Consider the following 18,520-nt stretch of genomic DNA (forward strand, 5'->3'; position numbering starts at 1 on the left):
CTCTCGCGGAGGACGTCGCCCATGCCCAAGCAGCCCAAGGAAGGGAGCCGGGTCCTCACCCGCCAGCGGGCGAAGGTGGAGACGCCGGGGCTGTGGAAGGTGATCCTCCACAACGACGACTACACCACCCAGGAATTCGTCGTGTGGCTCCTGCGGACGGTCTTCGGGAAGACCGAACCCGAGGCCACGGTCATCATGCTGGCGGTCCACCGCGCGGGGATGGGCGTCGCGGGCCTCTACACCAAGGACGTGGCCGAGACCCGCGCCGAGCGCGCCCGCCAATTGGCCGAACGCGAAAGCTTTCCCCTGCTTCTGACGGTGGAGGCCGACCATGCCTGATTCGCCGCAACTCAGTCCCGCCCTGAACCTGGGCTTCCAGCGGGCCTTCGACCTCGCCAAGGCCCGGCGCCACGCGGACGTCGCCCTGGAGCACCTCCTGCTCGCCCTGCTGGACGATCCCCACGCGGCCCGCAGCCTGAAGGAGTGCGGCGTGCGGGTGGACGCCCTCCGTCAGGACCTGGAGGCCACCCTCCAGACCGTGTTCCAGCCCGTTCCGGAAGGCGATCCCGTCCAGCCCCACAGCACCCTGGGCTTCGTGCGGGTCGTGGAGCGCTCCCTGGTCCAGGCCTTCAGCTCGGAGCGGGGCCAGGTGGAGGGCGGCGAGCTGCTGCCGGCCTTCCTGGAGGAAGACGACAGCCACGCCCGGCACCTGCTGGAGCAGCACGGGCTGAAGCGCCTGACGCTGCTCAAGGTCCTGAGCCACGGGCCGTCGGCTTCCAAGTCGAAGCCCGCGAAGAAGGCCGACCTCCACGTGGAGGAGGAAGAGGTCGCCGTCGCCGAGAATCCCCTGGAGGCCTACGCCACGGACCTGGTGGCCCGGGCCGCCGCGGGCAGGCTGGATCCGCTGATGGGCCGCGACGGCGAGATCACCCGCATGGCCCAGGTGCTGTGCCGCCGCCGGAAGAACAACCCTCTGCTGGTGGGCGAGCCCGGCGTCGGGAAGACCGCCCTGGTGGAGGGCCTGGCCCGGCGGATCCACGAGCGGAACGTGCCGGCGCCGCTGGAGAACGCCCGGATCTACGCCCTCGACCTGGGCGCGCTCGTGGCGGGCAGCCGCTACCGGGGCGATTTCGAGGAGCGGCTCAAGGCCGTGCTCAAGGCTCTGGAGAAGGAGCCGGGCGCCATCCTGTTCGTGGACGAGATGCACACGCTCATGGGCGCCGGCGCGACGTCGGGCGGCGCCATGGACGCGGCCAACCTCCTGAAGCCCGCGCTCGCGTCGGGCGAACTGCGGTGCATCGGCGCCAGCACGTTCCAGGACATGAAGGGCTCGCTGGACCGCGACCGAGCCCTGTCGCGGCGCTTCCAGGTGGTGGAGGTCACCGAGCCCACGCCGGAGGAGGCCCTGACGATCCTGCACGGCCTGAAGGTGTCCTACGAGTCCCACCACGGCGTGAAGTACACGGACGAGGGCCTGGAGGCGGCGGTGCGCCTGGCCTCCAAGCACCTGCCGGAGCGTAAGCTGCCGGACAGCGCCCTGGATGTCCTGGATGAAGCGGGCGCTTCGCAGAAGCTGCTGCCCAAGAAGGCCCGGGCCAAGCAGGTGGGCGTCGGCGAGATCGAGACGGTGATCGCCCGGATGGCGCGGGTGCCCGTGGCCTCCGTCACCGCCGACGACCGCGAGACCCTGGCCGGGCTGGAGACCGCGCTCAAGGCGCAGATCTTCGGCCAGAACCTCGCCTGCGAAACCATCGCGGGCGCCATCAAGCTGGCCCGGTCGGGTCTCCGGGATCCCCAGAAGCCCATGGGCTCCTTCCTGTTCGCCGGTCCCACCGGCGTGGGCAAGACGGAGCTGTCCAAGCAGCTCGCCAAGGCGCTGGGGATCGCGTTCCTCCGCTTCGACATGAGCGAGTACCAGGAGAAGCACGCCGTGGCGCGCCTGATCGGGGCGCCGCCGGGGTACGTAGGCTACGAGGAGGGCGGGCTGCTGACGGACGCCGTTCGGAAATCCCCCCACGCGGTCCTGCTGCTGGACGAACTGGAGAAGGCCCATCCCGACATCTTCGGGATCCTGCTCCAGGTGATGGACCACGCCTCTCTCACGGACAGCCACGGCCGCACCGCCGACTTCCGCCACACGGTCCTGGTGATGACCACCAACGTGGGCGCGCGGGATCTGTCCGCCCGCCAGGTGGGCTTCGCCGAATCGGGAGCCCGCACGTCCTCCACCGGGGCTATGGAGCGGGCGTTCAGCCCGGAGTTCCGGAATCGCCTGGACGCCATCCTCCAGTTCGCCCCGCTGGGGTGGGCGGAGATGGGCCGCGTGGCGGACAAGCACCTGGCCGAACTCCAGGCGCAGCTGACGGAGAAGAAGGTCCTCCTCGAGTGCACGCCCGAAGCCCGGGCCTGGCTGGCGGAGCGCGGCCACGACCCCGCCTTCGGGGCGCGGCCCATGGCCCGCCTCATCGAGCGCGAACTGCGCCGCCCCCTCGCGGAGGCGCTGCTGTTCGGGCCTCTGGCGAAGGGCGGAAAGGCCACGGCGGACCTCAAGGACGGCCGTCTGTGCCTATCTTTCAGCTGACCGACCGGCTGACCTTTCCCGACCCCAACCTGGCCGAGGACGGCCTCCTCGCCGTGGGCGGAGACCTCGGCGTGGCGCGGCTCCTGCTGGCCTACCGCAGCGGGATCTTCCCGTGGTTCGGGGAGGACGATCCGCTGCTGTGGTGGTCCCCGCCCGAACGCGCGGTCCTGCGGCCGGGCCACCTCCATCTTTCCGCCCGCACCCGCCGCGCGCTCCGCCAGCGTCCCTTCGAGATCCGGTTCGACACCGCCTTCGACGCGGTGGTGGCGCAGTGTTCCGGCGTGCCCCGTCCCGGCCAGGACGGCACCTGGATCACGCCCGAGATGCGGGAGGCCTACGGCGATCTCCACCGCGCGGGCCACGCCCACAGCGTGGAGGCGTGGCGCGACGGGAGCCTTTGCGGCGGGCTGTACGGCGTGGCGCTGGGGGGCGCCTTCTTCGGCGAGAGCATGTTCAGCCTGGAGCCGGAGGCCAGCCGGGCGGCCCTGGCCGCCCTCGACCGGCGCTTGGCGGAATGGGGCTTCACCCTCCTGGATGGCCAGCTTCCCCACGAGGGGCTTCTCGCCTACGGGTTCCAGCCCACGCCGCGGAAGGTCTTCCTGGCGGAATTGGAGAGGGCCCTGAAGACCGAGGATCACTCCGGCGCGTGGTAACGCGTGAAAAGGAAGAATTGGAATGCGCGGGAATCAGGAAAGGTTCCGCGTGAATTTTGGATCGATATGGATTGATGCTTTGTTTTTTTAAATATTGAAATATTTAATTTTATAAAAAAAATATAAGAAAATGGCGGCAAAGCTGGCGCGGTCCGAGGGGGGGATTACATTGGATTCACTCGCTGCCCACCTTGCCGCCTCACGCGCAAGGCCTGCCGGATTCGGCTGGACAGCCCTCACGTAACGAAGCCCAGCCACATTCCTGGCTGGCGGTGGCCTCGGCCATCCATGCAGCTCACCCTGCAAAAGGAGGCGTTATGCCTAATTACGGAACCCCCCAGAATCCCAACAGCCGTCCGGAAAGCAATCCCCGCCCTGGCGAGCAGCGGCCTGGGGAGCAGCAGCCCGGCATCTCGCCCAACAGCCCGTTCCCGGATCCGGTCCAGGCCACCGGCAACCTGCGCACTCCGGCCCCGGGTCGCCAGCAGGAGGAGGATCTCTCCAAGCAGAAGAAGGACAAGGACCAGTGGGACGACGCGTCCAAGAAGTCCGGCCAGCTGGGCGATCCCATGAGGGAAGCTGAAGAGTAGTCCGTTCAGATTCCCCCATAGGGCATCCGGGATCCGATACCAGCGGAGGAAGGCTTTCCGCGCGTTGGATCCCGGATGTTTTGCGCTAAAAAATCAACACTTAGCAGCGAGGTGTCCATGGCCACCCGAACCGACGATCCCATCACTTCCCCGGTCGCCAAGCAGCGCGAGATTCAGGCCCAGCAGGACGCGAAGGATCAGAAGAAGAACGCCGGAAAGGCCGACGCAACGGCTCCTCCCAAGGAAGCGGTGCAGGCGGGAGCGCGGTTCCATCCGGACAAGCTGCCCGCCCAGCACATCGACAAGCCTGGCCGCGAATCCGAACTCGATCTGAAGCCCCACTTCGAAGCGCCTGACTACCGCGGCAGCGGAAAGCTGGAGGGCATGACGGCTCTCATTACCGGCGGGGATTCGGGGATCGGCCGCTCCGTGGCGGTCCTGTTCGCCCGGGAAGGCGCCGACGTCGCGATCGTGTACCTGAACGAGCACGAGGATGCGGAAGTCACCCGCGAACACGTCGAGAAGGAAGGCCAGGAGTGCCTGCTGATCCCCGGCGACGTGAAGGATCCGGCCTTCTGCAGACGGGCCGTCGACAGGACCGTGGACCGTTTCGGGCGCCTGGACGTGCTGGTGAACAACGCGGCGTTCCAGGAGCACGCCGACAGCATCGAGGACATCACGGACGAGCGGCTGGAGGAGACCCTCCGCACCAACGTCTTCGGCTATTTTCAGATGGCCCGCGCCGCGATGCCCCACCTCAAGAAGGGCGCGTCGATCATCAACACGGGTTCGGTCACGGGGCTCGAAGGCAGCGCCCATCTCCTGGACTACGCCACGTCCAAGGGCGCCATCCACGCCTTCACCAAGGCGCTGGCGCAGAACGTGCTGTCCAAGGGGATCCGCGTCAACGCGGTGGCCCCCGGCCCCGTGTGGACGCCGCTGAACCCCGCCGATTCACCCGCGGAGAAGGTGGCCCAGTTCGGCAGCCAGGTGGACATGCACCGCCCCGCGCAACCGGAGGAGATGGCCCCCGCCTACGTGTTCCTGGCGTCGCCCGTGTGCTCCAGCTACATCTCGGGCATCGTCCTTCCGGCCACGGGCAGCATCGGCGCCGCATAGGAGGAGGGATGGCTGCGGGGAATCTCGCGCGCTACCAGGCGAAGCGGAATTTCGCAGTGACGCCCGAACCGCAGGAGGGAGGCGAGCCCCACCCGGCCGCCCTTCAGTTCGTGATCCAGAAGCACTGGGCCCGACGCCTCCACTACGACTTCCGGCTGGAGTTGGAAGGCACGATGAAGAGCTGGGCCGTTCCCCGCGGCCCCAGCTACGATCCCGCCGACAAGCGGATGGCGGTCCACGTCGAGGATCATCCGATCTCCTACAACCGCTTCGAGGGCGTGATCCCTCCCAGGCAGTACGGCGCGGGCCGGGTGATCATCTGGGACAGGGGCGTGTGGGTGCCCGTGGGCGATCCCGCCGAAGGCTACCGCGCCGGCAAGCTCAAGTTCGAGCTGTGGGGCCACAAGCTGCGCGGCCGCTGGACCCTCGTCCGGATGCGGGCCCGCGACGAACGCCAGGACGCGTGGCTGCTGATCAAGGAGCGCGACGGGCTTGAACGGAAGGCCGGGGACTTCAGCGTCGTGGACGAACTTCCCGACAGCGTGGCGAGGCTCCCGCCGCCTCCTTCCCCGACGAAGAGGCCGCATTCGGCCATTGCGGCAGAGGTGCCCACCGCCCCGCGCAAGCGGTTGCCGGAGGCGCTCGCTCCGATGCTCGCCACCCTGGTGGACCGCCCTCCCGACGATCCCGATGCCTGGATCTTCGAGATCAAGTTCGACGGCTACCGGATCCTGGCCCGGATCAGCGGAGGGAAGGCGCGGCTGTTCACCCGCCGCGGCCACGACTGGACGGCGCGCCTTCCCCACCTCGTGAAGGCTCTGGAAGCCCTCCGCCTGAAGCCCGGATGGCTGGACGGGGAGATCGTCATCCAGGACGAGCAGGGCCGCACCGATTTCCAGGCCCTGCAGAACGCCTTCGAAGCGGAGCGCACCGGGCGGATCGCCTATCACCTGTTCGACCTCCCGCACTACGACGCCCGCGATCTGACGGGCGTTCCGCTGGCGCAGCGGCGCGAGCTTCTGGGCTCCCTCCTGCGAGACGCGACCTTTCCGCTGGGCTTCAGCGGGACCTTCGAGGCGCCTCCCGCACAATTGGTGGCGTCCGCCTGCCGCCTCGGGCTGGAGGGCGTGATCGGCAAGCGGCGGGACGGAGCTTACGTGTCCGGCCGCTCGCGGGAGTGGATCAAGCTGAAGTGCAGCCAGCGGCAGGAATTCGTCATTGGCGGGTGGACGGATCCGCAGGGCTCGCGCCAGGGATTCGGATCGCTGCTCCTGGGCGTCCACGCGCCCGGCGGCGACCTCACGTACGTGGGCCGCGTGGGCGCGGGCTTCACCGCCGCCAGCCTGGCCCACCTCCGCACGGAACTGCAGAAGCTGGCGGTGGCACGGCGGCCCTTCGCCGGTCCCACGGAGCAGGAATCCAGGGCCCACTGGGTGAAGCCCCGGCTCATCGCGGAGGTGTCCTTCTCCTCCTGGACCCGCACCGGTCGCATCCGCCAGGGCGTTTTCCACGGGCTGCGCGACGACAAGCCGCCCGCGGCCATCGTCCGCGAAGCGCCGCAGGTGGCGCTGGGGCCCGATGCGGAAGAGCCACTGCCCGCCCGGCTGCGCGTGTCCCATCCGGAGCGGGTGATCGACCGGGCGACCGGGATCACCAAGCTGGAGGTGGTCCGCCACTACGCCCGGGTGGGCGAGCTGATGATGGCGCACCTCGCCCACCGGCCGGCGGCGATGCTCCGCGCGCCCCAGGGCGTGGGCCGGCCGACCTTCTTCCAGAAGCACTTCGAGGAGGAGCCCCTCGACGGCTGGATCAAGCTCGATCCCGCCCTGGAGCCGGACCACGCGCCCTGGGCAGAGATCGCGGGGCCCGAAGGGCTGCTGTCCGCGGCCCAGATGAACGTCGTGGAATTCCACACCTGGAACGCCCTCAGCACGCGCATCGATCGGCCCGACCGGATGACCTTCGACCTGGATCCCGGCGCGGGCGTCGCGTGGGAGGCCATCCGCGAGGGCGCCGTCCTCGTGAAAACCCTCCTCGAAGAACTGGGCCTCGTTCCCTTCGTGAAGACCAGCGGCGGGAAGGGGCTGCACGTGGTGGTGCCCATCCGGCGGCTGCACGGATGGGAAGCCGTGAAGGGCTTCTCCCGGGCCATCGTCCAGCACCTCGCGGTGACCCTCCCCGCGCTGTTCGTCGCCAAGAGCGGCGCCAAGAACCGCGTCGGGAAGATCTTCGTGGACTACCTGCGGAACGGATTCGGAGCCACCACCGTCTGCGCGTGGTCGGCCCGGGCCCGGCCGGGGCTGGGCGTCTCCGTCCCCATCACGTGGGATGAACTTCCGGCCCTGGAGGGGGCGGCGCACTGGACCATTCGGAACGTCGATGCGCGGCTGGCGGTGGGCGACGCCCCCTGGAAGGCCTACGGGAGCGCCGCACGCGGCCTTTCGGCGGCCATGAAGCGCCTGGGCTACCGTCCGCCCGCGGAAGAGGAATAGCGCCTCAGGAGGCTTTCCTCTTCACCGGCTTCTTCTCTTTCTTGGCCGGCGCTTTCGCGTCTCGTACGCCGAGGCGCGGAAGGCTGCGCTTGAGCAGATCCGCCAGGTCCACGTCGGGGGCTTCCGTTCCCGTCGCAGGTTCCTCCAGGGGCCGCACCTCCGTCAGCTCGCCCGCGGCGGCCCGCCGGGCGACCAGCGTCTGGACGGCCTCCGCGAAGCGGTCCGTGAAGGCTGCGGGCTTCCAGGGGCCGGTCATGCCCTTGATCAGCTGCCGGGCCATGGTCAGCTCCGCGGGCTTCAGGCGCGGCGCGCTCTTGGGAGGCGCGGGGAATTCCATCTCCTCCAGGGGCCGAAGCTCCTCCTCCCACCGCAGGGTGTTGAGCATCAGCGCCGACCCGTCGGGGATGAGGGCGCAGAGGTGTTCCTTGGTGTGCATCACGATCCGCGCGATCCCGATGACGCCGAGGGCCGCCATGGAATCCCGCAGGAGGGCGTACACTTTGTCCGCCTTCGCGGCCGGAAGGACGGCGTAGGGCCGTTCCAGGTAGAAGAAGGGGATCTCCTCGGCCTTCACGAACTGCTCGATGCCGATGGTCTGGGTCGCCCTGGGATAGGCCGCGCGGATCTCCTCGTCGGAGAGGATCACGTAGTCGCCGGCTTCCTGCTTGACGCCCCGCACCACGTCCGCGGGCTTCACTTCCCTGCCCGTGCGCTTGTTGATCCGCTTGTAGCCCACGGGATCGTGGGAGCGCCGGTCGATCCAGTCGAAGTCGATCCCCGACTCCCGGGACGCGGGCTGGAGGGAGACGGGAATGTGGACGAGGCCGAAGCTGATCGCGCCCTTCCAGGCTGTGCGTGCGGGCATCGGTCCTCCCTTCGCCGAGGTGCCCACTGTGGGGCGGGGCGGGAGGGCTCGCCAGAAAAAGGGGCCCGAGATGGGCCCCTGATGGATCGTGCTGGGCGGAACGCGCCCGCTATTCGATGGGCAGCCGTCCCTGGCCCAGCCGGATGATGGCGGGAACGTGCAGATCGTCCTGGCCGCCGGGCAGCTCGCCGCTGGGCGTGGGCGCCTGGGGGAGGAGGCGCGTGGGCGTGGGGCCCTGTTCGCCGCCCGCGGGGACGTCGCCGTAGACCCGCCCGCTCACCACGCCGGTGGGCAGGGGCTGGGCGGTGGTGGGCGCGGGAACGGTGATGTAGGTGGAAGGGGGCAGCCCTTCCAGGGAAGATGTGCCGCCGCCGAGGTGCAGGCTGTTGCGCCGGTCCTCCATCAGCTTGTCCTCCTGGTCGAAGCCGCTGGCGAGGACGGTGATGAGGACGCGATCCTCCATCCCCTCGCCTTCCACCGTGCAGGCCTTGATGTCGGGCCGGCCGCCGTAGTGGTCCTGGAGGTAGTTCATGGCGGTCTCGATGGCGGAGGCCTCCATCACTTCCCAGTCCGCGGTGATGGACACCATCACGTTGGCGGCGGCGCCGGTCTGGGCGCGCTCCAGCAGGGGGCAGGCCAGGGCCTTGCGGAGGGCGTCCATGACGGCCTCTTCCCCGCGGCCCGCGCCGGTGCCGATGAGGGCCTCGCCGCCGTTGCGGAGGACGGCCTCCACGTCGGCGAAGTCGCCGTTGATGATTCCCGGCTTGAGGATGAGGTCCGCGATCCCGCGCACGCCTTGGATGAGGACGCCGTCGGCCACGCGGAAGGCCTCCTTCATGGTGACCCGGGCGTCGCAGACGTTCTTCAGGCGCTCATTGCTGACGACGATCACGGTGTCGGCGGTGTCGCGCAGATTGGAGAGACCGTCCAGGGCCAGGTCGCCCTTCTTGCGGCCCTCCCACGCGAAGGGCGTGAGCACCACGGCCACCGTGAGGGCGCCCAGCTCCCGGGCGAAGCTGGCCAGGACGGGCGCCGCGCCCGTGCCCGTGCCGCCGCCCATGCCCGCGGTGATGAAGATCATGTCGGCGCCCTGGAGGGCCGCCAGCACTTCCTCCCGGCTCTCTTCCGCCGCCACCGCGCCGCGCTCGGCGCTGCCGCCGGCGCCCAGCCCGCGACTGCTCTGGGGGCCCAGGGGCAGCTTCAGGTGGGCCTTGCTCTGGGCGAGGCTCTGCTGGTCAGTGTTCATGGCGATGAACTGCACGCCGGTCACGCCGCTGTCGATCATGCGGTTGATGGCGTTGCAGCCCGCGCCGCCCACGCCCAGCACCTTGATGTTGGCGCCGGGAAGGCTGTGGGGGCAGGGAAGGAAGGGGATCTCGGACATCGGGGCTCCCGAATGGATCGTGGCTGGGAGGGGACTAGAAGAGCTTCTTGAAGCGGCCGAGGAAGCCGTCGCCCCGGTCCTGCTTGCCCCGGGTCTCGCTCAGGTCCCGGGCCAGGGATTTCACCGCGCCCAGGGCGTTGACGAAATAGGGGTTGCCGGTGGCCTGGGGCAGGCCGCCCACGCCGTGGATCCGGCCCAGAACGACGCGGGGCCGGCCGAGGACGGTCTGGGCGAGGAGGGGCAGGTGGGTGAGGAGGGCGCCGCCGCCCACCAGGTGGACGCCGCCGTGGATCTCGTGCATCAGCCCGGTCCGGCCCATTTCCGCCAGCACCAGGTTCAGCAGCTCCGCCGCGCGGGCTTGGAGCACTTCGGCGATCTCGCGCCGGGGCACCAGGCGGCCCTCCTCCTCCAGCTCCACGGATTCCTCCGCGGGAACGTGGGGGTGCAGCACCGTCCCGAACCGGATCTTGATCCGCTCCGACGCAGCGATCCCGCCCAGGTGCTTGGTGATCTCCAGGTCGCGGGTGAAGTGCGCGCCGCCGATGGGGATGACCGCCGAGTGGAAGAGGCTGCCGTGGAGGAAGACGCCCAGGTGGGTGAGGTGCTCGCCGATGTCCACCACCACAGCGCCGTTCTCCCGGTCCTCGCGGCTGAGGATGGCTTCGGCGCTGGCGAGAGGCGAATACACCAGCTCGGCGCCGTGCAGCCCGGCGTTCTTGAGGGCGAGCTGGATGTTCATGATCACGGGGCCGGGGGCCACGATGATCCGGACCTCCGCTTCCAGCGTCTCCCCGAACATGGCGACCGGGTTGCGGATGTCGCGCTGGCCCTTGATGTGGAACATCTGCGGAATGCGGTGGAGGACCAGCTCCTCCTTGGCCAGCTTGCATCCGTTGGTGGCCTGCTCCAGCACGCGGTCCCGGTCCGCGGCGGTGATGATCTTGTCGCCGCTGCTGATGGTGATGGAGTCGCGGAGGTTCTCGCCCTTGAACTGGATCCCGTCGACCGCCACGCGGATGCCGTCCACCTTGGTTTGGCCGGCGGTGCTCATGGCCTCTTCCACGGCGCGGACGATGGCGCGGGTGCACAGGTCCATGTCGGTGATCTGGCCCTGGGTGAACCCGCCCTGGGGCGACGCCTGGCCGGTGCCGGTCACGTTCAGGGTCCCGTCTTCCTCCTGGACGGCGACCACCGCGACAACTTTGCTTGCACCGAGGTCGAGCCCGAGGAGAACGGCACGCTGAGCCATGAAGATCCTTTTCCTTGATCTAGATTTACACCAGTTCCGCGCCGGTTTCGAGCATTTGGAGCCCGCCGTTCCCCCGCGCGGCGCTCCGCGTCTTCGGCCGCGGCCTTTCAGTGGGGGGTCTTCGGTGCCGCGGCGGCTTCCTCGGGCTCGCCCACCGCCACCTCGTCGTCCCACCGCAGATCCACGTACCGCAGCCGGGCCAGATCGGGCCGCTGGGAGAGGTGATCCACGAACAGCCCCTGGAAATTGGGCACGTTTTTCGTCACATCCTGGCGCGAAAGGAAGATCGGCGCGGAAAGGCCCTCGATGTAGGCTACGGGCCCCCGCGGGCTCCACCTCAATTCCGTGATGCGCTCGTAAAAGCCCAGCTGTTTTTCGCGCAAGATCCTGGCGGCACTCACGAGGCGGGCCAACCCTTGATCCGTTTGACTTTCGGGTTCCACCACCACGGGAATGGGATTTAAATTCGCCGGACTCACCCGATCCAGCAGGATCCCGTCGTCGGACACCAGGAAGACGCCGTTAGGCCGCACCAGCCACAGGACCGGCCGCCGCTCCTCCACCACCAGGCTGAGGCGGTCCGGGGGATCCTTGCGGATCTGGAGCCCGCGCACCCAGCGCTTGGCCTCGATCCGGGACCGCAGTTCTTCGGCGTCCACCCAGAACAGCGGCTTGCCCAGGGCCAGCTCCTCGGCCAGCTTCTGGATCTCCGCCTGGCGCTCGCCCCGGCAGCCGCTGACGCTCACCTGCTCGATGATCAGCTTCTGGAGCCCGAGGTAGCGCGTCCCCAGCTCCATCAGTCCCCAGCCCGCGCCTCCGATCACGGCCAGGGTGATGCCCGCCCGCACCCAGGGAAACCAGGGGCGCTTGGGGCGGCTGCGGGGAAGCATCGGCATGGGGACACGCTATCAGGTGTGGACGGAGGGCCGGCCGTCCTCGCGCCAGATCTCCACCTCGGGCTCCAACTCCACGCCGTGCATCTCCAGGACCTTCGCCTGGACCTGGGCCATCAGGTCGGCGAATTCCGCGGCGGTGGCGCGGCCGTGGTTCACCAGGAAGTTGGCGTGTTCGGGGCTCACCTCGGCATCCCCCACCCGCAGGCCCTTGAGACCGGCCTGGTCGATGAGGCGGCCCGCGCTCTGCCCCGGCGGGTTCTTGAAGATGCACCCGGCGTTGCGCTTGGACAGGGGCTGGCTGGTGCCGCGCTTCCCGCGGTACTCCGCCACCTGCGCCCGGATGGCGGCGGGATCGCCCTCCGCGAGCTGGGCCGTGGCGGACAGCACCACCCGGCCGCCGGTGAGAAAGCTCCAGCGGTAGCGGAATTCGCTGGGTTCCGGGGCCTTCTCCACCAGGTCCCCCTCGGGCGTGAGGAAGCGGTAGCGAGCGAGGACGTCCACCCACTCGCGCCCGTAGGCGCCGGCGTTCATGCGGAGCGCGCCGCCGGCGGATCCGGGGATCCCGCTGGCGAATTCCAGGCCCGACAGGCCCGCGGCGGCGGCGGCTTCCGCCAAGGCCATGTGCCCGTGGCTGGCGGGAGCCGTGAGGCGCGTCCTGTCGCGGTGGACGGTTTTCGGGAGGGCGAGGCGCAGGACCGGCGCCTCGATGTCGCCCAGCACCACCAGGTTGGAGCCGCCCCCGAGCACGCGCCACGGCAGCTCCTCCCGGGCGCAGGCGCGGACGAAGGCCTGGGCTTCGGGTTCGGTGGTGGGCTCGAACAGCCAGCGGCACACGCCCCCGACGCCAAGCGTGGTCAGCCGCGCGAAGGGCACGTCCCGGCGGTGCGGAACCTTCAGCAGGTCGTCGGGGAGGGGGCGCGGCATGGGTTCAGTATGGGGGCGCTGCTCAGGTCGAGGATGCCGGGCGCAGGGAGCCCAGGACCATCTCCACCAGGCCGCTGATCATGGTCCGCAGGTCGTCGGGCGTCGCGGCGGACTCCTTGAAGCCGTGGACGGCGCGGGTGAGGACCCGGGCGATCTGATCCGGCGGGAGGGAGCGGACGGATGCGGCGGCCCACAGGGGCGCGAGGATGGCCGCCAGTTCCGCCTCGAAGGCCGCGGTGGCTTCTTCCACGGTCCCCCGCGCGAAGTCGAACCCGCAGTCCACCAGGTCCTTGGCGTCCGGCGCGGCGGCGAACAGGGTGAAGGGCCGCACGGCCCACAGCTCGAAGGCGGTCCGCAGCTTTTCCTCCGGGGTGGGGAGGCTCGGAAGGGCCTGCCGCAGGTCGTCCAGGGTGCGGGCGGTGAACGCGCCGAGGACGCCGCGGAACACCTCCTCCTTGTTGCAGAAGAGCAGATAGAGGGCGGGCCGGGACAGGCCGGCCGCCGCGGCCAGATCGCCCATGGTGGTCCGCCGGTAGCCGTACCGGAAGAAGACCCCCTGGGCCGCCTCCAGGACCTTGGCCTTTTTCGCATCCCTCATGCAAAGGAGTGTTGACAAAAAGTGTCTGAGTGTCAACATGGGCGTATTGACATTATTGGTCTGATTGTCAGAACGCATGGAGGCAGGACATGTCGGCTCCCGGCTGGAACGCGAACGCCATTCCCGATCAGACCGGCCGCGTGGCGGTGGTGACGGGGGCCACCTCCGGAACGGGCTTCCAGGCCGCCCTGGCTCTGGCGGGCAGGGGCGCGCGGGTGATCCTCGCCTGCCGGAACGCCTCCAAGGCGGAGGAAGCGATCGGGCGCATCCGCGCGGTCCATCCCCGGGCGCAGGTGGAGGTTCAAGCGCTCGACCTGGGCTCCCTCGCCTCCGTGCGGGCCGCCGCCGCGGTCATCCGGGCGCGGACGGAACGGCTGGATCTCCTGCTCAACAACGCCGGGGTGATGATTCCGCCCCATGGCCGGACCGAGGACGGGTTCGAAACCCAGATCGGCACCAACCACTTCGGCCACTTCGCCCTGACCGGCCTGCTCCTGGAGCATCTGCTGGCCACGCCGGGATCGCGGATCGTGACCATGAGCAGCCTGGCCCACCGCAACGGGCGGATCCAGGCCGACGACCTGAACTTCGAGCGCGGCTACCGCGCCTGGGCGGCCTACAGTCAGTCGAAGCTGGCCAATCTGCTGTTCGCCTTCGAACTCCACCGCCGGCTGGAAGCCGCGGGCATCTCCACCCTTTCCGTGGCCGCCCATCCGGGGTGGGCCCGGACTGAACTCCAGCGGCACGCCGGCTGGATCCGGTGGATGCGGGCCCTGGGGCTGGAGGCCCTGCTCAGCCAGGACGCGGCCGGCGGCGCGCTCCCCTTGCTCCGGGCCGCCACGGATCCCACCGTGGAAGGCGGCGTGTACTACGGCCCCACGGGCTTCCAGGAATTGAAGGGCGCGCCCGCGCCGGTCGCCCCCATCGCCCTCTCCCGGGATCGCGATCTTCAGGCGTGGCTGTGGCGGCGTTCCGAGGAGAGCACGGGGGTGGCCTATCCGATCTGAAACCCGACGACGCGTCGTGAAGAGCCTGTTCGCGGCCGGGGTGTTGGCCCTGGGCTGGTGGGCCTTCGACCTTGCCTCCGGCGACCCCAGGAGTCCCCGCATGGAACATTCCCCCCAATGGCGCGACGGCCGCTTCCGCAATCCCCAGCCCATGTGGAACGACACCTGGGGCGCCCTCATGGCCATTCGCAAGCGCGATCCCAATTCCCGCCCCACCGGGCCGGTGCCCGCGGTGCAGCCCACGCGAGCGGGACTGGAAGCGCCTCCGGCCTCGGGGCTCCGGGCCACGTGGCTGGGGCATTCCACCGTCTACCTGGAGGTGGACGGCGTGCGGATCCTGACGGATCCCATGTGGAGTGACCGGGCCTCCCCGGTGAGTTGGGCCGGGCCGCGGCGGTTCTACGCGCCGCTCATCTCCTTGGAGGACCTGCCGCGGCCGCAGGTCGTGGCCATTTCCCACAACCACTACGACCACCTCGACGAAGGCACCCTCAGCCGGATGAAGGACTGGGACGCGCGGTTCATCGTGCCCCTCGGCGTGGGCGCTCGGCTGGTGCGCTGGGGCATTCCCGTGGCGCGCATCACCGAGCTGGATTGGTGGCAGAGCTTCCGTGTCGGCGAGGTGGACGTGGTCAGCACGCCCTCCCGCCACGCCTCGGGCAGGGGGCTCCTCGACAAGGACCGCACCCTGTGGACCAGCTACGCGTTCGTCGGTCCGCGGCACCGCGTCTACTTTTCCGGCGACACCGGCATGTTTCCGGGCTTTCGGGAGATCGGCGCGCGCCTGGGACCCTTCGACCTGACGATGATCGAAAGCGGCGCCTACAACCGGGCCTGGCCCGATTGGCACCTCGGTCCCGAGCAGGCGGTGGAAGCCCATGGCATGCTTCGGGGCCGGACGCTCCTTCCCATCCACTGGGGCCTGTTCGACCTGGCCGCCCACGCCTGGACGGAGCCCGTGGAGCGCGTCCTGATCGCGGCGAAGGCGGCGGGAGCCACCGTCGTCGTGCCGCGCCCCGGTCAGAGCGTCGAGCCCGAGGCACCGCCGTCCTTCCAGCGCTGGTGGCCGGACCTGCCGTGGCACACCGCCGCCGAAGCGCCCATCCGCGCGACCTCGAACGGACAGCCGCTGGCCGTCCAGGGGAGCGCCCCATGAAGGTGATCCTGTTCGGCGCCACGGGCATGATCGGCCAGGGCGCGCTGCGCGAATGCCTTGCGGATCCGCGGGTGACGCGAGTGGTTTCCCTCGTGCGGGTGCCCACGGGACGGGCGCATTCCAAGCTGAAGGAGATCGTCCACGGGGATTTCTTCGAGTACGGCTCGATCGAGGGAGAACTGACGGGACTGGACGCCTGCTTTTTCTGCCTCGGCGCGTCCGCCGCGGGCCTGGACGAAGCGGCGTACCGCCGGGTGAACCACGACCTTCCCCTCGCCGCGGCCAGGACCCTGTCCCGCCTCAATCCCGCCATGGCCTTCATCTACGTGTCCGGCGCCGGAACGGACGACACCGGCCAGGGCCGCGTCATGTGGGCCCGGGTGAAAGGCCAGACCGAACATGCGCTGCGGGAGCTGCCCTTCCGGGCCGTGTATTTTTTCCGCCCGGGGCTCGTCCAGCCCCTGAACGGGATCACCTCGCGAACGGGCTGGTACCGCCTTATCTACGCCGGATTGGTACCCCTTCTTTCCGCTCTTGAAGATCCTATTTCGGGACAGCTTCACGACCACGGAACAGCTCGGGAAGGCCATGATCCGCGTGGCCAGCGAGGGTTCACCGACCGTGGTGCTGGAGACTCGGGAGATCAATGGAAAGACGCATCCGGCTTATCGGGATGGCTCCCCGGGCGCGGACGGCGCGGCCTCCTGAACCAGCCGCCAGTCCCCTTTTCGGGAATCGGGAACGAGCCTCCAGCCAGGCTTGAGCGTCAACGTCCAACCCCTCCCTCGGAGCGGGTCGGATATCGGATGTTCCGGCGCAGAAACGCGGAGATCCCCCGGCGTCAGCAGCGCGCCCTCGGTGACGTCGAGGGCACCCCAAATGTCGTTGGCCTGGAGGGTGGGATATGCGATCGAGCCCTGTTCCAGGGGAAGCAGCTCGTTGGGATTGAAGGAATATTTTATGGCTTCGGTGCGAGGCAGCGTCAGCACCGGGCCCTCCACCAGGCTGGCTTGAAAGCGCGCCACCCGGAGCTTCCTCCTGTAGTCCCGCTGCGTCTCGTCTTGGACCAATTCTTCGATTCCGTAACCCGCCGCGCGCCCGAGTGCCTGGCTTTTCTCAGGGGCAGCCATCCGGATGGCCAGGGCCTTCAGGAGGAGATCCCCCAGATCTGGGCCTTCCTTCATGTGATGGCGCCAGCCAGGGGCCGATCGATCCAAAAGCAGCCCATAGGCTGGTCCCGAGGCATAGGCGAAGGAACGGACGAAGGTCGGCTTCCGGACGCCGAGATCGAGTCCTCCCAGCGCATCGGCGATGGCCTGGGCTTCGGATCTCGCGCTCAGTCGGATGCCTGTGTATTCAGCGAGGCCCTCCTTCAGTTCGAGGTTGCGTTCGAGTTCGGCGGCGCCCGGGAAGAGGCTGCGCCGATAGGCTCTGAAGAGAAGGGCGTCCTGGATGGCCCTACGGCGAGTCGGACCCCGAGCCAGCAGCGCCTCCCCGAGGGCGCGCCACTCCAGCTGAAGCCAGATCCGGCCTTCCTTCGAATCCAAATGGCCGCAGGGGCGATCGGAAAGGTCCAAACCGAGCTCTTTTTGAATCCGGTGGAAGCATTCGTGGAGCATCAGGGATGCGCGCGCATGGCGGCTTTCCGGAAGGGGCCATCCCACCATGGTCCAGCGAAGGCCGGACCATTCGACGGCCGTGTTGGCGATGAACATCGCCGCGGGGAGTTCGCCCTCCCACATGTCGCCGGATCGCTGGAGCGTTCGATCCGTGTCTGGCCCATTGGCGATCACTGAGCGGGACGCCCGGTCCACGAACAACATGGGCCCATAGACTGACCTGCCCCACAGCTTGCCGCCGTCGCGGTCGCTGAGGGCCTTTGCCTCCTGAAAGAACTGGGCCGCCAATCCCCGGTCCATGGAATCGGGCGCGATCTCTCCGGCAACCGCGGCCACGGATAGGAGGCAGCCAAGGAACCAACCGGCGCGCGGCAACATGGAGACTCCTGGGTCGAGGGTGCAGGAAGCATGTTCGGGCGGAGCCCCGGCCGATGTCTATTCATCCCGGTTTTTCAATGTCTCCAGCGCCAGCAGCCGCGCTTTGACGTCGGGGCTCCCGAAGGCGCTCCAGCCGCCGGGGTCCCGGGCGCCCACCACCCGGTGGCAGGGCACCAGGATCAGGATGGGATTGGTCTTCACGGCGCGGCCGACGGCCCGCGCGGCGCCGGGGCGGCCCGCCAGCAATGCCACCTCGCCGTAGCTGAGGGTCTGTCCCGGGCGGGTGGCCCTCAGGACTTCCGCCACCTGGCGCTGGAAGGGCGTCAGGGCGGACAGGTCCACGGGGATGGCGCTGAGATCCTGGGGGCGGCCCGCCAGATGCGCCATGATCCGCCGCACGGCCTCCAGCACCCAGGCCGGGGCCTCGCGGGCTTCCTCCCGATCCAGCGCGTCCGTGAAGCGCAGGAGGCAGATCCCCTCCGCCGTCCACGCCAGCCGCAGGCGGCCCAGGGCAGTGGCGAAGGTGAGGCTGCGCGGGAACATCGGGCTAGGATGGCAGGATGCGCTGGCTCGCCATCGATCACGGGACGAAGAAGATCGGCCTTGCCCTGTCGGACGAGCTGGAGATCCTGGCCTCGCCCTTCGAGGTGTGGCCCCAGGAGGAAGCGCGGACCCTGGACCGCCTGGTGCGGCTGTGCCGCGAGGAGGGCGTCCAGGCCCTGGCGGTGGGGCTTCCCCGCCACAAGGACGGCGCGGAGAGCGCCACGGCGCCGGCGGCGCGGGCTTTCGGCGAAGCCCTGGCGGCGCGCACGGACCTGCCGTTGCGCCTGGTGAACGAGCACCTCAGCAGCGCCGAAGCGGAGCGCCTGCTCCGCGAGCGGGGCGTGAAGCCCGACAAGCGCAAAGCCCTGCTCGATGCCGCCGCCGCGGCCGTCATCCTGAACGAACTGTTGGAGGACCGGCGCGCGAAGGGAATTCCCGCGGGCCGCCTGGACTGAGCCTGGGGCTG

17 protein-coding genes are annotated in these 18,520 nt (G+C 69.3%); 9 read left to right on the top strand and 8 right to left on the bottom strand.

What is annotated here, in order from left to right:
- Positions 1-21: 21 nt before the first annotated feature.
- From RAH39_RS02025 to ligD, 6 genes are all read left to right on the top strand, one after another.
- Entirely contained in the window at positions 22-339 is a 318-nt protein-coding gene (locus RAH39_RS02025; protein WP_306591137.1) for an ATP-dependent Clp protease adaptor ClpS, read from the top strand.
- Positions 332-2,581, top strand: coding sequence for an AAA family ATPase (locus RAH39_RS02030; RefSeq protein WP_306591138.1), 2,250 nt, complete (start codon positions 332-334; stop codon positions 2,579-2,581). The genes RAH39_RS02025 and RAH39_RS02030 overlap by 8 nt, the downstream gene beginning before the upstream one ends.
- Positions 2,563-3,234 carry a leucyl/phenylalanyl-tRNA--protein transferase gene (gene aat, locus RAH39_RS02035; protein ID WP_306591139.1) on the top strand — a complete coding sequence of 224 codons (672 nt, stop codon included), beginning with the start codon at positions 2,563-2,565 and terminating at the stop codon, positions 3,232-3,234. The genes RAH39_RS02030 and aat overlap by 19 nt, the downstream gene beginning before the upstream one ends.
- Positions 3,235-3,551: 317 nt before the next feature.
- A complete protein-coding gene (locus tag RAH39_RS02040; protein WP_306591140.1) occupies positions 3,552-3,824 on the top strand; it encodes a hypothetical protein in 273 nt (90 codons plus the stop codon).
- A gap of 117 nt (positions 3,825-3,941) precedes the next feature.
- A complete protein-coding gene (locus RAH39_RS02045) occupies positions 3,942-4,943 on the top strand; it encodes an SDR family oxidoreductase (RefSeq protein ID WP_306591141.1) in 1,002 nt (333 codons plus the stop codon).
- 8 nt (positions 4,944-4,951) lie between these two features.
- Positions 4,952-7,435, top strand: coding sequence for a DNA ligase D (gene ligD, locus RAH39_RS02050; RefSeq protein ID WP_306591142.1), 2,484 nt, complete (start codon positions 4,952-4,954; stop codon positions 7,433-7,435).
- Between the two features lie 4 nt (positions 7,436-7,439).
- On the opposite strand, the gene RAH39_RS02055 is transcribed toward ligD, so the two are convergent.
- The 6 genes from RAH39_RS02055 to RAH39_RS02080 form a co-directional block, all read right to left on the bottom strand.
- A complete protein-coding gene (locus tag RAH39_RS02055; protein ID WP_306591143.1) occupies positions 7,440-8,300 on the bottom strand; it encodes a non-homologous end joining protein Ku in 861 nt (286 codons plus the stop codon).
- Positions 8,301-8,409: 109 nt separating this feature from the next.
- A complete protein-coding gene (gene ftsZ, locus RAH39_RS02060) occupies positions 8,410-9,684 on the bottom strand; it encodes a cell division protein FtsZ (RefSeq protein WP_306591144.1) in 1,275 nt (424 codons plus the stop codon).
- Between the two features lie 34 nt (positions 9,685-9,718).
- Positions 9,719-10,933 carry a cell division protein FtsA gene (gene ftsA / locus RAH39_RS02065; protein ID WP_306591145.1) on the bottom strand — a complete coding sequence of 405 codons (1,215 nt, stop codon included), beginning with the start codon at positions 10,931-10,933 and terminating at the stop codon, positions 9,719-9,721.
- Between the two features lie 107 nt (positions 10,934-11,040).
- On the bottom strand, positions 11,041-11,829 hold the full coding sequence (locus tag RAH39_RS02070; RefSeq protein WP_306591146.1) for a cell division protein FtsQ/DivIB: 789 nt from the start codon (positions 11,827-11,829) through the stop codon (positions 11,041-11,043).
- A 12-nt stretch (positions 11,830-11,841) separates the two neighbouring features.
- Positions 11,842-12,753: a UDP-N-acetylmuramate dehydrogenase gene (gene murB, locus RAH39_RS02075; RefSeq protein WP_306591147.1), complete on the bottom strand. Its 912-nt coding sequence runs from the start codon at positions 12,751-12,753 to the stop codon at positions 11,842-11,844.
- A 22-nt stretch (positions 12,754-12,775) separates the two neighbouring features.
- Positions 12,776-13,351, bottom strand: a complete 576-nt coding sequence (locus tag RAH39_RS02080; RefSeq protein ID WP_306591148.1) for a TetR/AcrR family transcriptional regulator — start codon at positions 13,349-13,351, stop codon at positions 12,776-12,778.
- 89 nt (positions 13,352-13,440) lie between these two features.
- Between RAH39_RS02080 and RAH39_RS02085 the strand changes: the two genes are divergently transcribed.
- Together RAH39_RS02085 and RAH39_RS02090 are read left to right on the top strand one after the other, a co-directional pair.
- Positions 13,441-14,358: an oxidoreductase gene (locus RAH39_RS02085; RefSeq protein WP_306591149.1), complete on the top strand. Its 918-nt coding sequence runs from the start codon at positions 13,441-13,443 to the stop codon at positions 14,356-14,358.
- 16 nt (positions 14,359-14,374) lie between these two features.
- Entirely contained in the window at positions 14,375-15,514 is a 1,140-nt protein-coding gene (locus RAH39_RS02090; protein WP_306591150.1) for an MBL fold metallo-hydrolase, read from the top strand.
- Positions 15,515-16,179: 665 nt separating this feature from the next.
- Here the strand turns inward: RAH39_RS02090 and RAH39_RS02100 are convergent.
- Both RAH39_RS02100 and RAH39_RS02105 read right to left on the bottom strand, forming a co-directional pair.
- The gene (locus RAH39_RS02100; RefSeq protein WP_306592121.1) at positions 16,180-17,511 is read right to left on the bottom strand and encodes a hypothetical protein; all 1,332 of its coding nucleotides are present in this window, start codon (positions 17,509-17,511) and stop codon (positions 16,180-16,182) included.
- Positions 17,512-17,568: 57 nt separating this feature from the next.
- Positions 17,569-18,054, bottom strand: coding sequence for a methylated-DNA--[protein]-cysteine S-methyltransferase (locus RAH39_RS02105; RefSeq protein WP_306591151.1), 486 nt, complete (start codon positions 18,052-18,054; stop codon positions 17,569-17,571).
- A 17-nt stretch (positions 18,055-18,071) separates the two neighbouring features.
- Between RAH39_RS02105 and ruvX the strand changes: the two genes are divergently transcribed.
- Positions 18,072-18,509, top strand: a complete 438-nt coding sequence (ruvX, locus tag RAH39_RS02110) for a Holliday junction resolvase RuvX (RefSeq protein ID WP_306591152.1) — start codon at positions 18,072-18,074, stop codon at positions 18,507-18,509.
- Positions 18,510-18,520: the final 11 nt, after the last annotated feature.

The sequence above is a fragment of the Geothrix sp. 21YS21S-4 genome (assembly GCF_030845995.1).
In the GTDB taxonomy this organism is placed as follows: domain Bacteria; phylum Acidobacteriota; class Holophagae; order Holophagales; family Holophagaceae; genus Geothrix.

What these genes read in the sequence shown, in the direction of transcription:
- RAH39_RS02025 (WP_306591137.1), top strand. Translation starts at nt 22, where the DNA reads ATGCCCAAGCAGCCCAAGGAAGGGAGCCGGGTCCTCACCCGCCAGCGG.
- RAH39_RS02030 (WP_306591138.1), top strand. Translation starts at nt 332, where the DNA reads ATGCCTGATTCGCCGCAACTCAGTCCCGCCCTGAACCTGGGCTTCCAG.
- RAH39_RS02040 (WP_306591140.1), top strand. Translation starts at nt 3,552, where the DNA reads ATGCCTAATTACGGAACCCCCCAGAATCCCAACAGCCGTCCGGAAAGC.
- RAH39_RS02045 (WP_306591141.1), top strand. Translation starts at nt 3,942, where the DNA reads ATGGCCACCCGAACCGACGATCCCATCACTTCCCCGGTCGCCAAGCAG.
- ligD (WP_306591142.1), top strand. Translation starts at nt 4,952, where the DNA reads ATGGCTGCGGGGAATCTCGCGCGCTACCAGGCGAAGCGGAATTTCGCA.
- RAH39_RS02055 (WP_306591143.1), bottom strand. Translation starts at nt 8,300, where the DNA reads ATGCCCGCACGCACAGCCTGGAAGGGCGCGATCAGCTTCGGCCTCGTC.
- ftsZ (WP_306591144.1), bottom strand. Translation starts at nt 9,684, where the DNA reads ATGTCCGAGATCCCCTTCCTTCCCTGCCCCCACAGCCTTCCCGGCGCC.
- ftsA (WP_306591145.1), bottom strand. Translation starts at nt 10,933, where the DNA reads ATGGCTCAGCGTGCCGTTCTCCTCGGGCTCGACCTCGGTGCAAGCAAA.
- RAH39_RS02070 (WP_306591146.1), bottom strand. Translation starts at nt 11,829, where the DNA reads ATGCCGATGCTTCCCCGCAGCCGCCCCAAGCGCCCCTGGTTTCCCTGG.
- murB (WP_306591147.1), bottom strand. Translation starts at nt 12,753, where the DNA reads ATGCCGCGCCCCCTCCCCGACGACCTGCTGAAGGTTCCGCACCGCCGG.
- RAH39_RS02080 (WP_306591148.1), bottom strand. Translation starts at nt 13,351, where the DNA reads ATGAGGGATGCGAAAAAGGCCAAGGTCCTGGAGGCGGCCCAGGGGGTC.
- RAH39_RS02085 (WP_306591149.1), top strand. Translation starts at nt 13,441, where the DNA reads ATGTCGGCTCCCGGCTGGAACGCGAACGCCATTCCCGATCAGACCGGC.
- RAH39_RS02100 (WP_306592121.1), bottom strand. Translation starts at nt 17,511, where the DNA reads ATGTTGCCGCGCGCCGGTTGGTTCCTTGGCTGCCTCCTATCCGTGGCC.
- RAH39_RS02105 (WP_306591151.1), bottom strand. Translation starts at nt 18,054, where the DNA reads ATGTTCCCGCGCAGCCTCACCTTCGCCACTGCCCTGGGCCGCCTGCGG.
- ruvX (WP_306591152.1), top strand. Translation starts at nt 18,072, where the DNA reads ATGCGCTGGCTCGCCATCGATCACGGGACGAAGAAGATCGGCCTTGCC.